The organism is Mycobacterium sp., assembly GCF_044223235.1.
Classification (GTDB): Bacteria; Actinomycetota; Actinomycetes; order Mycobacteriales; family Mycobacteriaceae; genus Mycobacterium.
The window spans coordinates 36,075-51,057 of the sequence record NZ_JBGAME010000013.1; the positions used below are offsets into that span (position 1 = coordinate 36,075).

The 14,983-nt window shown below is 68.1% G+C and carries 11 protein-coding genes; 2 read left to right on the forward strand and 9 right to left on the reverse strand.

Going from position 1 to position 14,983, the window contains the following annotated elements; translation table 11 throughout:
- Positions 1-3: 3 nt before the first annotated feature.
- From ADBZ6K_RS16435 to ADBZ6K_RS16450, 4 genes are read right to left on the reverse strand one after another with little or no spacing between them, the layout of a single operon-like run.
- Positions 4-1,035 carry an ABC transporter ATP-binding protein gene (locus tag ADBZ6K_RS16435; protein ID WP_526348534.1) on the reverse strand — a complete coding sequence of 344 codons (1,032 nt, stop codon included), beginning with the start codon at positions 1,033-1,035 and terminating at the stop codon, positions 4-6.
- On the reverse strand, positions 1,032-1,994 hold the full coding sequence (locus tag ADBZ6K_RS16440; protein WP_526348536.1) for an ABC transporter permease: 963 nt from the start codon (positions 1,992-1,994) through the stop codon (positions 1,032-1,034). Before ADBZ6K_RS16440 ends, ADBZ6K_RS16435 begins: the two co-directional genes overlap by 4 nt.
- Positions 1,995-2,021: 27 nt before the next feature.
- Positions 2,022-3,059 (reverse strand): ABC transporter permease, encoded by a 1,038-nt coding sequence (locus ADBZ6K_RS16445; protein ID WP_526348538.1) that lies wholly within the window; start codon positions 3,057-3,059, stop codon positions 2,022-2,024.
- Between the two features lie 17 nt (positions 3,060-3,076).
- Positions 3,077-4,741, reverse strand: a complete 1,665-nt coding sequence (locus tag ADBZ6K_RS16450) for an ABC transporter substrate-binding protein (RefSeq protein WP_526348540.1) — start codon at positions 4,739-4,741, stop codon at positions 3,077-3,079.
- A 299-nt stretch (positions 4,742-5,040) separates the two neighbouring features.
- Between ADBZ6K_RS16450 and ADBZ6K_RS16455 the strand changes: the two genes are divergently transcribed.
- Entirely contained in the window at positions 5,041-5,532 is a 492-nt protein-coding gene (locus ADBZ6K_RS16455) for a hypothetical protein (protein ID WP_526348542.1), read from the forward strand.
- 18 nt (positions 5,533-5,550) lie between these two features.
- Here the strand turns inward: ADBZ6K_RS16455 and ADBZ6K_RS16460 are convergent, their stop codons facing one another.
- A complete protein-coding gene (locus ADBZ6K_RS16460; RefSeq protein ID WP_526348544.1) occupies positions 5,551-8,919 on the reverse strand; it encodes a hypothetical protein in 3,369 nt (1,122 codons plus the stop codon).
- 175 nt (positions 8,920-9,094) lie between these two features.
- Between ADBZ6K_RS16460 and ADBZ6K_RS16465 the strand changes: the two genes are divergently transcribed.
- A complete protein-coding gene (locus tag ADBZ6K_RS16465; protein ID WP_526348546.1) occupies positions 9,095-9,676 on the forward strand; it encodes a hypothetical protein in 582 nt (193 codons plus the stop codon).
- Between the two features lie 59 nt (positions 9,677-9,735).
- Here the strand turns inward: ADBZ6K_RS16465 and ADBZ6K_RS16470 are convergent, their stop codons facing one another.
- Genes ADBZ6K_RS16470 through ADBZ6K_RS16485 form a run of 4 tightly spaced genes read right to left on the reverse strand, consistent with a single transcriptional unit; the run spans position 9,736 to position 14,951 of the window.
- On the reverse strand, positions 9,736-11,385 hold the full coding sequence (locus ADBZ6K_RS16470; protein WP_526348548.1) for a methyltransferase regulatory domain-containing protein: 1,650 nt from the start codon (positions 11,383-11,385) through the stop codon (positions 9,736-9,738).
- 35 nt (positions 11,386-11,420) lie between these two features.
- The gene (locus tag ADBZ6K_RS16475; protein ID WP_526348550.1) at positions 11,421-12,422 is read right to left on the reverse strand and encodes an SIS domain-containing protein; all 1,002 of its coding nucleotides are present in this window, start codon (positions 12,420-12,422) and stop codon (positions 11,421-11,423) included.
- Positions 12,419-13,606: a glucosamine kinase gene (locus tag ADBZ6K_RS16480; protein WP_526348552.1), complete on the reverse strand. Its 1,188-nt coding sequence runs from the start codon at positions 13,604-13,606 to the stop codon at positions 12,419-12,421. The genes ADBZ6K_RS16475 and ADBZ6K_RS16480 overlap by 4 nt, the downstream gene beginning before the upstream one ends.
- A complete protein-coding gene (locus ADBZ6K_RS16485) occupies positions 13,599-14,951 on the reverse strand; it encodes a glycosyltransferase (RefSeq protein WP_526348554.1) in 1,353 nt (450 codons plus the stop codon). The genes ADBZ6K_RS16480 and ADBZ6K_RS16485 overlap by 8 nt, the downstream gene beginning before the upstream one ends.
- Positions 14,952-14,983 lie beyond the last annotated feature (32 nt).

Here is a 14,983-nt window from a genome sequence, read left to right on the forward strand (position 1 = left end):
GATTCACCTGCTTCCCAATCCAATTCGACCATTCACCTCGCGCAGCTCACGTTTCTCGGCCGGCTGGAGCCAGCAGCGGTCCAGGTGCCCGCCGCCGCGGGACTGCAGCGGCGGCCGTTCCGAGCATCTGTCGAACGCGTACGGGCAGCGTGGTGCGAATCGGCACCCCGGAGGCGGGTTCAGCAGCGACGGTGGCTGACCGCCGATCTGCGGCAACCGGTCGGTCTGCGGCTGGTCCAAACGGGTCAGCGAGCCCAGCAGACCCCACGTGTAGGGGTGCTGAGGGTCGTAGAAGATCTCTTGGAGCGTGCCGTCTTCGACGATCTGACCGCCGTACATCACCACCACCCGGTCGGCCACCTCGGCCACGACACCGAGGTCGTGGGTGATGAGCACCACCGCCAGGTCGCGTTCACGGTTGAGCCCCTCGATGAGGCGCAGGATCTGGGCCTGCACCGTGACGTCGAGGGCGGTCGTGGGTTCATCGGCGATCAGGATCTCGGGTTCCAGCGCCAGAGCCATCGCGATCATCACCCGCTGTCGCATGCCGCCCGAGAACTCGTGCGGGTAATCATGAACGCGGCGTTCGGGATTGGGGATGCCTACCGACCGCAGCAGCTCGACGGCACGGTTCATGGCCTCCTTCTTGGAGACCTTGCGGTGCGCTCGGATCATCTCGGTGATCTGGAATCCGACCCGGTAGACCGGATTGAGCGACGACATCGGATCCTGGAACACCATCGCGATCTGCCTGCCGCGAACCTGCTGCAGCTCACGGTCGTCGAGCGCGATGAGGTCCTTGCCTTGATAGTCGACCGAGCCGGTGATCGTGGCGTTGGACGCGCGGGTCAGCCCGATCAGCGTCTGCGACGTCACGCTCTTACCCGAACCCGATTCCCCGACGATCGCCAGGACCTCACCTCGGCCCAGCTCGAACGAGACACCGTCGACGGCGTTGAGCACACCGTCCTCGGTGGTGAAGCGGACCCGAAGGTCGCGAACCCGCAGGATCGGGTCGCCGCTAGTGGGGCTCATACCGGGGCGGCCTCTCCGAGCCGGATCCGCGGATCCAGATAGGCGTACAGGATGTCGACGACGGCGTTGAACAGGACGATGAAAAACGCCCCGAACATCGTCACCGTCATCAGCGGCGGCAGGTCCAGGGTGCGGATCGCTTCCCCGGCATAGAGCCCAACACCGTTGAGGTTGAACACGGTTTCGGTCAGGATCGCGCCGCCGCCGACCACCGCGCCGAAGTCCAGCCCGAACAGCGTGACGATGGGGATCATCGAATTGCGCAGGACGTGGCGGATGCGCACCTGCCGTTCGGTCAGACCCTTCGCCCGTGCGGTGCGCACGTAGTCCTCGTTCATCGCGTCGAGCATGTTGGAGCGCAGCACGCGGCTGTAGAACCCGACGAACAGCACCGCCAGCGTGATCCACGGCAGGATCAGGTGATAGGCCCACTGCGCGGGGTCCTCGGTCAGAGGCACGTATCCGCTGGTGGGGAACAGCTGCGCCTTGAAGCTCAGGTAGTACAGCAGGATCGCCGCCAACCAGAACACCGGCATCGAGATGCCGACCAGGGCGAGGATGGTCAGAGCGCGGTCGGTGAACCGGCCGGCTCGCACCGCGCTGAGGTAGCCGAAGATGACCGCCAGCGTCATCCAGAGCACCGCCGCACCGACACAGAGCGACAGCGTTGCGGGCAGGCCATCCCAGATCTGTTCGGCGACATTGCGATCGCTGGCATACGACGTGAGCTCACCGGTGAAGATCTGCTTCATCATGGTGAGGTACTGGACCGGCAGCGGCCGATCCAGCCCGAGATCCTGGCTCACCCGCGCGATGAGCGCCGGGTCGGCGTTCTTGCCCGCGATCCGGACCGCGGGGTCGGAGTTGGGGATGACGTTGAAGATCAGGAACACCAGCACCGAGATCGCGAACAGCACTGCGGCCATTCCGAGTACTCGCCGGGCGATGAAACGTGTCATGGGCGGAACCCTCTGTTCGGCATGGCGCTAATGCTCCAGCCGGATCTTGGCCTTCGGGTCGAGGGCGTCCCGCAGCCCGTCGCCGAAGACGTTGAGCGACAGAACCGTCAACACGATCATCAGTCCGGGGACGATGGTCAGGTGCGGCGCGGAGTAGATGGTCTGGTAGCCGTCGGCGATCATCGTGCCCCACGACGCGTTCGGTGGGCGTACGCCCGCGCCGAGGAACGACAGGGCCGATTCCAGCAGCATGTTATTGGCGATGTTGAGCGTGAAGAAGACGATGATCGTGGACACGACGTTCGGCAGCAGCTCGGTGTGCATGATCCGCAGCGGGCCCTTGCCCTGGGACACCGCCGCCTCGACGAACTCCTTCTGCCGCAGCGCGAGCACCTCGCCGCGGATCGGCCGCGCCATATAGGGCACGTAGACACAGCCGATGATCAGGATCGGGATCCACAACGAGTCACCGGCGATCTGGGCGGGACCGATCTTGATCCCGCCCAGTGCCAGCGCGGTGCCCAGCGCGATACCCAGGAGCAGCACGGGGAACGCCCACACGACGTCCATCACCCGGGACAGCACGGCGTCGATCCAGCCGCGGTAGTAGCCGCACAGCAGCGCCACCGTGATCGCCAGCACTGTCGTCACCGTCGCCGACGCGACCCCGATGAAGATGGACGTGCGCCCGCCATACATCAGCCGCACCATCACATCCCGGCCATTCTGGTCGGCACCAAGCAGGTAACGGCCGTGCAGGCCGGGACCCAGCGGGGTGCCGTCGGGGGAGACGACATAGGTCTCCTGGCCGTCGATCATCACCTTGTCGGTGATGTGGTTCTCGTTCGGCGTGGTGTGCGCAACATGGTCGGCCCACAGCGGGGCGGCCAGGCAGAACAGCACGATCAGGATGAACAGTACGCCGAACGCGAGCGCAACCTTGTTGCGCCGCAGGCGGACCCACGCCAGATACCAGGGGCTACGGCCCTGGATCTGGGACGCGGGTACGCCGGTGGGGAGAGGCGGTTCGTCGGGGATCTCCAACGCGCCGATCGGGGCGACCATCGGGTGTCAGCGCCTGCTTACTTGAGCTTGAAGGACGAGTAGTCCTGGTTGAACAGCAGGTGGTGGTAGGACTCGTCGAAGTCCATCCGGTCCGACAGGAACGTGGTGAACTCCTCGTTGCCGTACGGCGCCCACACCGCCTGCTCCATGTAGGCCTTGTCCAGAGCGGCGTACTGCTCCTCGACGCCGCCGTCGCCGAGCTGCTTGGTCAGCAACTCGTCCTGTTTGGCGTTGTTCTCCGGGATGTCCACCCGCGAGTAGTTGTTGCCGTTGGTCGGCAGGATGCTGGCCCCGTTGAGCAACGGCCGGAAGAAGTCGTCCGGATGCGGGAAGTCCTGGAACCAGTCCGCGAATCCGGTGTCGAGATCCGGTGTGGTCTGGTTTCCGATGGTCGCCCAGTAGACGTCACCCGCGATCACCTTGAGCGTGGCGTTGAACCCGAGCTGGGTGAGCAGGTCGTGGTAGTACTCGCCGATCCGCTTGCGGTCCGGCTCGTCATCGGTCCACACGGTGATGTTGCGGTCGGCCGGATTCGCCTCTGCGATCAGAGCTTTGGCCTTCTCCATGTCGGGGCCGGGGTACAGCGTGAACTCCTCGTATCCCGGCATTCCCGGCGGCAGGATCTGCTGGCTCGGGTGCAGGCGCCCGCCGAAGATCCGGTTGAGCGCCTCGGGGTCGATGGCGTAGTTGATCGCCTGGCGCACCCGGACATCGTTGAACGGGGCCGTCTGGTTGTTCATCCAGAAGTAGTAGGTGTTGATCGAATCCTCGAAGCGGAATCGGTCGCTGTACTTCGCCTTTACCTCCGGGAGACGGTCGGCGTCCGGCGGGTCGACCATGAAGTCGATGGTGTTCTGCTCGACGCCGGTCACCTGCGCGCTGTTGCTCTTGTTCTGCGTGACGATGATCTTGTCCACCTGGGCGTCGGCCACCTCGTCGGCGCCGGCGTCCTTGACCGTCTTGAAGTTGGGGTTGCGCTCCATCGTCAGTGTGTGGGGAGCGTCGACATGGCTGATCATGAACGGACCGCTGGCCGGTGGCGGGTTGTTGGTGGCGTCCTTGTCCAGCGGGGTGCTCGGCGGCACCGGCGCGGCGAACGGTAGCGCCAGGATGTTCTCGAACGTGCCGTTGGGTTCGTTGAGCTGAATGGTGATCTCACCGGTCGTGTCGTCGGTTTGAATGCCGCTGATGGTGTCCGCTTTGCCGTCGGCGTAATCACTGGCGCCGACGATCACGTCGTAGAAGACCGACCCGCCGGAGTCGGCCTTGAACAGCCGCTGAATGGCGTAGGTGAAATCGGACGCCTTGATGGGGGTGCCGTCCGAATACTGCATGTTGGGGCGCAGCTTGAGCTTGTAGGTCTTGCCGTCGGGGGAGACCACGGGCATGTCCTCGGCGAGGCCGGCCACCACTTCTGTACCCGCGTTGCCCTTTTCGTGCCGGTAGGTCAGCAGGGGGGTGTAGGTGTTGTAGAGCACCTCCCAGCCCTCGAGGGTGTAGGACAGCTGCGGGTCGACGTAGTCGGGGAACGAGGTCATGGCGACATTCACTTCACCGCCTCCACCCCCGGCCTCCGCGCCGCCCGAAGCGCCGCCACCTTCGCTTCCACCGCCGCACGCGGCGCCGAACAGTGCCAGTGAGGTCACACACGCGATGGCCAGCACCCTGCGTGGCTTGTTCATCTTTCTCCCTTTGGTCCGTAAATTCGACGCCTACTCACCGCACTGTGCGCTAGTCTTTCGGCCCCTGATGCATTTTGGTGGAAAAAGTTCACGAGTCAACCGCGCGTTGACAGCATTCTCACGGTGTTTCCACAGCGGGCAACGGGTGAGTCCCCCGGAGGGAGGTCGTAAACCGGCTTCGGGCAACATGATTCGACGGGTGACCCGCGACGAACCAGCGTGTCCAGCAACCCGGGCCAGGTCGCGGGGTGGCGCAAAAGTCGCGGGGACAGCGGGCCGAGCCGGGTATCGTCGTCGCTATGAGGACCCGCGCGGTGGGCGCGGTGGTGTGTGCCTGCGCAGCACTGACGGTCACGCCCGCACAGGCGTCCGCCGGTCCTGCGCCGCTGCCGGACACCCCGTGCTCGGAGGGCTTGGCGGGTGCACTGGCGCAACCGCAGGACGACTGGCGGTTCGTCGAGTGCGTGAACCAACCGCCCGCAGGGTGGCGCTGGCAACCCTTCGCGGGCGACTATCCGTCCAGTAGCCGATTCCTGACCTATGGCCCGGCGCTGACGCTGCATGGCGAAGGCAGGAGAAATCCGGAGATCAAATCCGGGCATTGGATCGCCTACCCGCAGGACCCCGGAACCCGGTGTGTGGCGCAGCAGTCGGCCGTCCTCAGCGGAGCCGGGGTCGGTCCGCCTGCGACGGTCGCCGGTGAACCGGGCCGACCGCTGGACTTCCAGGTGGTGCCCTTCCTGTTCACGATCGAGATGACGGGCAATTGCCTGTGGCAACAGGTGCTTTGACCGCGGGTGGGTGAGGGACTAGTCGGCCCCGTCGTTGCCGGAGTCGCCGCTGGATGTGCTGCCCGCGCCGCCGTCACCGCCCGCTCCGCCCGGTGCACCGCCGTCGCCGCCGTTGCCGCCCGTGCCGGTATTGCTGACGCTGCCGCCGAAGCCTCCTGTACCGCCCTTGCCGCCCTTCCCGCCGAGCAGACCGCCGCCGGTGCCGAGACCACCAAGTCCGCCCTTGCCGCCGATCGCGGGTCCTTGGATGCTGGTTCCCGCGCCGCCCCTGCCGCCGTTGGCGCCGGCCCCGCTGAGGATGCCGGTCCGACCGCCGCCGCCTGCGCCGCCTGCACCGCCTGTGCTCGACCCGGTGACTGTGGTGCTGTTGCCACCGCGGCCGGGGGGACCGGGAATGGCTCCCGTTCCACCGTTTCCACCGGTTCCGCCCTTGCCGTTGATGACGGAGACGACGCTGCCGCCGTCACCGCCCTTGCCGCCGACCGAATCGCCGTCACCGGCATTACCGCCGCTGCCGCCTGTTGCCGACGCCGCCGAAATCGCCCCGCCGCCGTTACCGCCCGAGCCTCCGAACTGGCCACCGCCGGCACCCTCGCCGCCGTCGCCGCCGGTCGCCGACACGCCGCCCGTTGCACCGCCGCCGCGGCCGCCGCTACCGCCGAGCACGCCGCCGTCGGCACCGTCCCCGCCGTCGCCGCCGGTGGCCAGGCCGACCGAGATCACCCCGCCGCCCGCACCGCCGTTGCCGGCCGCCCAGCCGCCTTCACCGGCGTTGCCGCCCGCGCCGCCCGCACCGATACCGAGCGCCAGTGCGTCGCCGCCGCCGGCGCCCCAGCTGCCGAACAGGCCACCGCTGCCGCCATTTCCACCGGCGCCGCCGCCAGCCAAAACCGATGTGGGCAGCAGGTTTTCACCGATCGATCCGACGCTCGGCCCGCGGCCGCCGAGCCCGCCGATGAGGCTGCCGGCGCCGCCGTTGCCGCCCGCACCGCCGGTGGAGATCGTGATGTTCTCCAGATCGATGGGTAGATCGACGGGCAGGTCGGGGATGTCGATGATGTTATCGATGAGGTCGGCCAGGTTGACCACCGCGGAACCCGTTCCGCCGGTGCCGCCCGCACCGCCGATCCAGCCGGTGCCGCCGTCGCCACCGCTGGCGTCGCCGTAGTCGCCGCCGCCGTCGAGGATGGCCTTGGCCGCGGACAGGACGTCCCCGAGGCCGTTGTAGCTGCGAGTGCCGCCGTCGCCGCCGTTTCCGCCGAGGAACAGGCCGCCGCCGCCGTCTCCACCGTCGCCCGCACTTGCGCTGCCCCACGGAAGCTCGAGGGTGCCCGTTTTGCCGAGGAAGTTGTATTCGAGGTTGGTCGTCCCGTCGCCAATGGCGTTGCCGCCGTTGCCACCCCGGCCGCCAAACAGGCTTCCCGTGCTGCCGCCGGTTCCGCCGTCTCCCGCATTCCCGAGGAGGGTGCCGTACCCGTCGCCGCCGACCCCGCCGGTACCGCCGAACAGGCCGCCGCCACCCACGCCGCCGAGCCCGCCATTGCCCGTGCCGACGGGCACATCGCCCGACGCACTGGCGACGATGATGTCGAAGCCGACGAGCGCGGTTCCGCTACCGTTCCCTGCGCCGCCAGCACCGCCGATCCCGCCGAACAGCCCGCCGGATCCTCCGGCGGCGCCGTTGCCGCCCGTACCGCTTTCGGAGCCGTTTCCGACACCGCCTGCACCACCTGTCCCGCCGAACAGCTGGCCGGCGCCGCCTACCCCTCCGGCACCGCCCCGTCCGATGCCGACACCGCCCGTACCGTCCAGGGTCAAGGTGTCGGGGAGTGGCGGAATATCAACCGGGAGTTCGATTTCAACCGATGTTGGCCCCTCCCCTTCCGCCGTGCCCACACCACCCGTTCCGCCGGTACCGCCTGCGCCGGCGAAGCCCGTGATGCCACCGGCGCCGCCGTCTCCACCCGTCCCGAGGAAGTAGCCCGTCCCGTCGCCGCCGGTGCCGCCTGCGCCTCCGTTACCTGCGACGGGTCCGCCCGCGCCGCCGGCACCGCCGCCGCCGCCCGTTCCGGCGCCGGTGGTGAACAGATCGGTGTCGAATTCAGTCGGGGTGGACCCGTCACCGCCGGTGCCGCCCGCACCGCCATCGCCGACGAGTCCGCTCGCACCACCCGCACCGCCCAGGCCGCCGATCGCGGAGCCCGCGGCGAATGAGTCCTCGGTTACGGTCTTCTTGGAGATCGTCTTGCCCGTTATGTTGCTCACGACAGTCGTGACGACGGTCGCGCTGGACGGCGCACCGGTATTGACGCCCGCCCCGCCCGCGCCGCCGATGCCGCCGCTGCCGAAGATGGATCCGCCGGCGCCCCCAGATCCGCCTGCGCCGCCTACGCCCAACTTGTTCTCGGCTGCGGTGGTGCCCTCGCCGCCCTCACCGCCCGCGCCGCCGGTTCCGAACAGAAAACCGCTGCCCCCCGCACCGCCCGCGCCGCCCGTTGCCGTCCCGGCGACGAGTGTGGTGATGCTGGTCTGGGTCGTGGTCGTCGTGAACAGTCCCTTGTCGACGACCGGCGGCAGGTTGACGGTGGAACTTCCACCACCGGTGGACGACGCACTTCCGCCGGCGCCCGCGGCGCCGCCGTCGCCGATGAAGCCGCTCTTGCCACCGTCGCCGCCCCGGCCGCCTGTCGCGTCACCCTGCTCGGTGGTGACGTTGCCACCCGCGCCGCCTGCGCCGCCGGTTCCGAAGAACAGCCCGCCCGCACCGCCGCTGCCACCAGCCGCACCCGTCGCGCCGGCGAGTCCGGTGACGTTCTTGACGCCGGCGTTGCCGCCTGCACCGCCCGTGCCGAACAACCCGGCGTTGCCGCCGGCGCCACCGGCCAGACCGGCTGCGCCGTCACCGCCCCTGCCCCCATCGCCGAACACGCCGGCGTTGCCGCCGGATCCGCCGTTGGCGCCAGCGCCGCCGTTGCCCAATAGCAGACCGGCGTTGCCGCCGCTGCAGTCGTCGGTGCAGTCCTCGGCGGCATCGATGCCATTGCCGATCAGCAGGCCACCGGGCCCGAACAGGGTGGGAATGCTGCCGCCGGGTCCGACCAGGAGAGCATTCGACGTGGACAGGCCTGCGACATCGATGCCGGCAAGATTCGCTGCCCCGTTACCTCCGCCGTTACCTCCGCCGGGGAGGTCACAGATCAGGGGCGGCGCGCAGGTGTCGGCCGACGCCGTTCCGCTGCCCATGCCTGCGAGTGCGCCGGTGGCCAGTGCCGCGCTGAACACAGCGCCGCCCGCGATGCGGCGGGCAATCACTCCTGTGGTGGGTTGCGCGTCGCGGGCGCGCAGGGCCGGCGGCGCGGTGGTGGTGACGGCGCACGGGTCGGACATCATTGATCCCCCTTTGAGCAATGCGATACCGCTCGTAACCTGCTGTTAACGCACAGTAGCAACGGCAGATATCTGACATCAGCAAATGGCACAAATCGGAGAAGTAATCTCTCCGATGCGAAACTTCGATGTGATCGGCAATCCTGGTTGCGGGCCTCGGCTAATATCTCGGCACATGTCGGATTCGCCTGACCCAGCCGCCGTGTCGTCGCCGGACTCCGTGACCGAGCCGCCGTCGGATCCGGCACAGCAACGCGGTCGCCGGGCTCGATCGCCGCGGGACCGTAGTTCGCTGGCGATGGGTGCGGTCGCGGCCCTTTCCGTTGTGGCGATCGGTTTGTCCGGCTGGACCCTGATGCGATTCACTTCTGACGAATCCGATTCGGCCCCGTCCTACAGCGAGTCGCAGCGCGCCGACGCGAAGGTGCAGATCTGTCGGGCATTCGACACCGTTCGCCGTGGCGTATCCCGGAATACGAGTCTGGCGGTTCCCGGCGGCCCCGACAACGTCGTGGCATCGCTGGCCGTGGCGGCCAACGCGCGCATCGCGTTGTACGACGGCGGTCAGTACCTGCTCGAGCGGTTGGATCCCGCCACCCCCGCCGAGCTGGCCGATACCGTTCGCGAGTTTGCCAATGTGCTCATGGACATCGGCGCCGCGGCGACGGCAGGCACGGTGGACACCGACCCAGATCAGGCGGCGCGGTTTCGCAGCGCGGATGGGGCCAATGTCAAACTTGCTCAGTTGTGCGCATAGTCACCGCGCGAATGGTCCGCGCGAATGGGACGGGCATTCAACTTTGTTGGCTACCTGAGTCATTCGGACACCCCGGCACCTGAAAGCTTCATCGCGATCAATCGCTCGGGAAGGGCGTCGACGTGTTCGGCGATGGCATCGCGCAGTTCGGCGTTGCCCGTCAGGCGTCTGCCATCCCGCTCGAACCAGAGCAGCCCGGCGCGCACGGACGTGAGCAGCGCGTCGATGAGGGCATCGCGGTCACGGGTGCCGTCGAGTAGCGGCAGCAGGTGACGGTCCACCGCCGACAGCGGGATCTCCTCATGCCAGGGATTGACGATGTACGCGTGCTTGTCGGCGCGCGCCGCTTTGGCCATCCGGCGGCCGGGTTCGTTCAGGCGCGGCGGTGTCGATGGCGGATCGGCCGACATGGGTTCGAGACGGTAGCGCCCGAGCCCGCGGATGATCAGCTGCTCGAGCAGCTCATCGATCCGGTCGTGCTGGTCGTCCACCGGCCCGACGCCCGCGGCGTCCAGTCTTTCCCGCACCGCGTCGAGGAGGTCGCGGCGTGACACGGTCCACGGCCAGCGGGCAGCGAGTACCTCCAGGGCCGCCTTGACGCCCGGGTCGTTGGTGCCGATCGTGGCGCCGGGTTCACCGTATTCCTGGGGCGAGTCATCGAGCCGTGTCGGTTCTCCGGTCGGGGGCGTTCGCGCGGCGAAATGGAAGCCGACGAACCGCGTTCGGTCCAGCTTGTACTGGATCCGGGGTCCCCATTCGCCGTGCACCAGTAGCGACTGCCGGAACGTCCGGTTGACCACGAAATCGAGGTATTGCTCCACCAGCCCCTGGCTGTGCCCGCATTCGGCGAGCAGTGGCGTGGCGATCTTGTCGCCGTAGTTGACGGCGAACATGCTGCTGGGTGCCGCATCGGCGAGATAGACCAGGCCGTGTTCACCGACGTGGCTGGCCATCTTGAGGAAATAGCAAGGCGTGTTGAATGATTCGAGGTATTCGTGCAGCAGGTAGTAGTCGCCGGCGTTGGCGGTCAGCGCTCGATGCTCCGAGAGCGCCTTCGCCAGGATGCTGTCCGCCGGGGCCACCTCTTCCAGAAAGTCGATCATGCCGCGTGCGTAACTGAGCTTCTGGTGGGGTGTGCCCATGCCGCCGCCCCGCAGCAGCATCGCGTCGCGGACGATTTCCTTGGCCTTCCAGCCCGGGTAGACGTTGTAGCTGATGTAGGCGATCCCGTTGGGCTTGAGCAGTCGTTTGAATGCGGACAGGATCGCCCGCTGAACGTTCTCCGGGACCCAGCTGTACACGCCGTGGCAGATGATGTAGTCGAACGTGCCCAGCTGCGTCAAGTCCATGCTGGCGATATCGCCTTGCAGGAGTTCGATGTTCGTGAGTCCCAGGGCGCGTATCCGCCGGCGTCCCTGGTCGATCTGCACCGTGGACAGGTCGAGTCCCACCGCGTGGGAAGCGGGACGCCACGCGGCGAACGGGATCAGATTGCCCCCGGCGGAACAGCCGATCTCGAGCACCCGGGCGCAGGCGACGTCGGGCGGGTCGAGACCGAAGAGGTGGGTTACCGCGGCGAGATGGCCCGGGGCGGTCTGCGGAAACGCATGTGACTCGTACGGCACCGAATCGTAGTCGGCGCGTACCTGCTCGATCGCCTGGTCCACGTGCCCCCGCTTCCTGTGCTGCGCGCCGTTGCGCATGGGCATCCCCGCGCATCCGCAAAGGCGTCCCCAAGGGCATGCTAGCCCGCGACGTCGGGTTGCCCGGATGGGTCAGCGGGGAGGCCGGCCTGCCACGCGCGGGCTGCGACGAGTTCTGGTACCAGTACCTCGGTCAGCAGTCGGACATCGTCGTCGTCATCCCCCGGGTAGCGCAGGGTATAGCCGGCGCCGGGGACGGGTCCTCCGACACCGATCACGGTGCTCCCGCGCGCGGTCGTCCACTCCGCCAGCTGCGGCTCCCAATCCGAGCCGCTGAAGACCAGCAGCCGGTAGTCGGTGGCCTTGGTGAGGTAGACGTCGACGTGACTCCAGTCGCCCGTCTCACAGCCGCCCGCGGGGAACCGCGGGCACTCACGCAGCATCAGCGCGCCCTGCTGGGCGGAGCACAGCCGATGCGCCGGAGCGGCAAGGTAGCAGCCCGCCGGGCCGAGGAGCAGATCGGAAACCTCTGGCCGCCAATCGGATTCGGTGTCGATCAGGTGCGCGGTCGCGGTGGCGGCGGCTGCCACCGCGGCTGCCAGGTCCTCGGTGCCCGTCGCGCCGAGATGGCATTCGAGTGCCAGCAGCAGCGCCAGGGTGTGCTGATAGCTGCGGCAGGCGACGCCGCCGGCTTCGGTTTCGGCGTCCAGGGTGACGACGGCGTCGCAGACTTCGGTGATCGCCGATCCTGGGGTGTTGGTCAGCGCGACCGTGTGCACCTCGCCGGGCAACCGGTGCAGGGCATCGATTGTCTCCTCGGACCCGCCGCTCGCCGACGTCGCCACGACCAGCGTCGGTGCACGCCAGCCCGGCAGCAGCCGTGAGGAGCCGAGTTCCGACGAGGCGACCAGGCCGCGCGCACGCATCCGTGCGGCGGCCACGCCGCCCGCGTAGGCCGATGATCCCATGCCCAGCAGGAGCACTCGTTCGACTTCGGCGGGTACCACGGCCGCCCATGGATTCGTTTCGGCCAGTGACACGGCGAGCCGGCCGAGCACCTCCGGTTTGCGGTACAGATCGGCCAGGAATCCGTCGGGTTTCACGTGCGGCTCCCTTCGTCGAGCAATGCGGGCAGCGCCGCGTCGGGCACGTACATCCAGCGTGGGAGATGTCGTGCCGCATAGATGCTCTCCCGCAACACCTGCTGCATTCTGAAGGCGCGCAACGGAGCTGGTTGGAAGAGGTCGGCGTGGCCGAGGTGGGCAAGCCGGCCGGTGTAGGCGTCGAGGAACCCGTGACGTAGGGTGCGCTCGACCTCGGCCATGGCCAGCGGGTGGAGGTCGGCGTACTTACGGGCGACGATCCCCACATGGGCCAGCGACTGGATCATGCCCGCGACGTCGAGGGCGGCGGGAATGGGCAGGACCCGCTGAGCGGCGGGCAGGACGGGATTGCCGTCGAAGTCGGTCACGACGTACCGGTTTGCGTCGCGCAGCACCTGACCGACGTGCAGGTCGCCATGTCCGTCGATGACCGGGGTTGCGGCCAGTGTGCCGAGTCCGGCGAGTTCGGTGGCGATCTCATTTCGCCGCCTAGCGGCGAAATCGCTGATCGAGCAGACTGATTCGAGGTTATCGAGTGCATCGTCGCGCCAGCGGGTGGCATCGCGACCGGAGGCCACGGTGGCCGTTCCCGCCAGCGCCGCATGCAGTTCGGCGATCAGCACTCCGACGTTGGCGGCTGCGGTGACGGCCGGGCCGAGGTGCCGGTCGCGGGCCGCTTCGGTGACCAGATCGACCGCCCAGGTCCAGCCGTCGACCGCGCCGGGCAGGTATTCGTCGACGTAGGCCACCAGCGTCTCGGCGCCGTGCGGGGGACGCCAGGTGACCAGACCCCACGGCGAGGGAATGCCGCCGAAGCCGGCGTCCCGCAGCACGCCGATGCGGTGGGGTGCTGGGTGCGGGCCGTCCTGGAGGTGGGTGGCCCACTTCACCACGGCGGCATCACCGACGATCACCGATTCGTTGGTCTGGTCGACGCCGATCGCTCGTTCATCCCGCGCTACGCATCGTGTCCATGACCGCACTGTGAAGCGGCCGATCACCGAATAGCCGTTCTGTGCAAGAAGATTCACCAGATCCTCGGCAACGCCGTCGCCCGCCTGCGCTCGGTGCCATTGCTGGTCGCGGTCCCGCACCATCGGGACCGCGGCCAGACCGTCCGCGTCGTTGACAATCGCCAGCCGCGTGCCGTCGGCGAGGTCGAGAGTGTCGAGCGGGTCAGTCAACCGTGGCCCGATGCCGGGTGCCGACCCGTTCGATGGCGTCGGCGCCGACCCGCAATCCGTCGCGGGCCCGGATCGCTGCGCCGATGCCGGCGAGCCGGGCACGCAGCGCGGTGTCGGCGAGCAGCCGCTCCACCGCGCCGGTGAGTTCGGTGTCGCGGAAGCCGTACGTGCTCAGGCGTATGCCGAAGCCGAGTTCGTCGATGCGCTGAGCGTTCTCGTACTGGTCCCAGAACAGCGGCAGCACGATCATCGGCTTGCCGAAGTGCAGCGTCTCGGTGACGGTGTTGTTGCCGCCGTGTGAGATCACCAGGTCCACCTGGGGGATCACCTTCGTCTGCGGTAACATCTGCTCGCCGACCATGTTGCCCGCCAACGTGATTCGATCCGCCTGCGGACCTTTGCTGACGATGTAGCGGTGCGGGGTGGTGCCGAGGACGTCGACGAGCCGCTGCATGAGTTCGACATCCGCGCCGCCGAGCGACCCCAACGACAGGTAGACGAGCGCGCTGCCGTCGGGCCGGTCGGCGACCGCGGTGGGCAGCACGTAGTCGTCCTCGGTCTCGCGGACGCTGGAGTCCATCCGGATCCAGCTGTCGTCGAGCGGACGCGCCTGGAGATAGTCGGTTTCGGCCGGATAGACGTAGAGGTTGGCGGCGTTGGCGCGGGGCATGAACTCCAGCTCGGGCAACGGCGCAGCGCCCCGGGCCTGCACCCAGGCGTCGAACTCGGTCCACATCGCGCGGTGGGTGCGGTCGAACTCGGCGCGGTAGGCGTCCCAATGCGACGGATCGGCGCTCGGTAGGCCCGAGAACGGCGGTGGCACAGCGGGACCCGATACCTCCAGGGGGCTGCATGACACGATCCGCACGAAGGGAGCGCCCGCGGAGGCCAGCGCGGGAAACAGCACGACGTTGTCCTCGACGATGATGTCGGGGCGATGTGTGTCCACGATTTCGCGCAGCCGGGGCTCGCAGTACTTGGCGCCGTCGATGAGCGCCTGATAGGTGGGCTGGATGAACGACGCCAGCTGTTCGACGGTGGGCTTGCGGAATTCCGGCGCGGTCTCGGCGATGAAGTCGGTCCAGAATTTGCCGGGATCTTCGTCGCCAGCCCCCTCGGCCGGTTCGGCGAGATCCACGAGTTCCTCGATGAAGCCGAGCGCGGCGAGTTTGCCCGCCCACGAGCTCTCCGCCGCAAAGACGATGGTGTGCCCGCGGTCTCGAAGGATCGCCGCCAGGCCGATGCACTGGTTCGTCGGCCCGTACGCCGACTCCGGCCAGAACATGATCGTCAACGGGTTCGGGTTCGGGGTAGGGATCGGGGTCCGGTCGATCGGTGAGGTCATCGGGCGAGTCCCTTCGTGCTCGGACAGGCGGG

Bases quoted from the DNA above. Each gene is read 5' to 3' on its own strand.
- ADBZ6K_RS16435 (WP_526348534.1), bottom strand. From the start codon at position 1,035: ATGAGCCCCACTAGCGGCGACCCGATCCTGCGGGTTCGCGACCTTCGG.
- ADBZ6K_RS16460 (WP_526348544.1), bottom strand. From the start codon at position 8,919: ATGTCCGACCCGTGCGCCGTCACCACCACCGCGCCGCCGGCCCTGCGC.
- ADBZ6K_RS16485 (WP_526348554.1), bottom strand. From the start codon at position 14,951: ATGACCTCACCGATCGACCGGACCCCGATCCCTACCCCGAACCCGAAC.
- ADBZ6K_RS16450 (WP_526348540.1), bottom strand. From the start codon at position 4,741: ATGAACAAGCCACGCAGGGTGCTGGCCATCGCGTGTGTGACCTCACTG.
- ADBZ6K_RS16470 (WP_526348548.1), bottom strand. From the start codon at position 11,385: ATGCCCATGCGCAACGGCGCGCAGCACAGGAAGCGGGGGCACGTGGAC.
- ADBZ6K_RS16465 (WP_526348546.1), top strand. From the start codon at position 9,095: ATGTCGGATTCGCCTGACCCAGCCGCCGTGTCGTCGCCGGACTCCGTG.
- ADBZ6K_RS16445 (WP_526348538.1), bottom strand. From the start codon at position 3,059: ATGGTCGCCCCGATCGGCGCGTTGGAGATCCCCGACGAACCGCCTCTC.
- ADBZ6K_RS16455 (WP_526348542.1), top strand. From the start codon at position 5,041: ATGAGGACCCGCGCGGTGGGCGCGGTGGTGTGTGCCTGCGCAGCACTG.
- ADBZ6K_RS16440 (WP_526348536.1), bottom strand. From the start codon at position 1,994: ATGACACGTTTCATCGCCCGGCGAGTACTCGGAATGGCCGCAGTGCTG.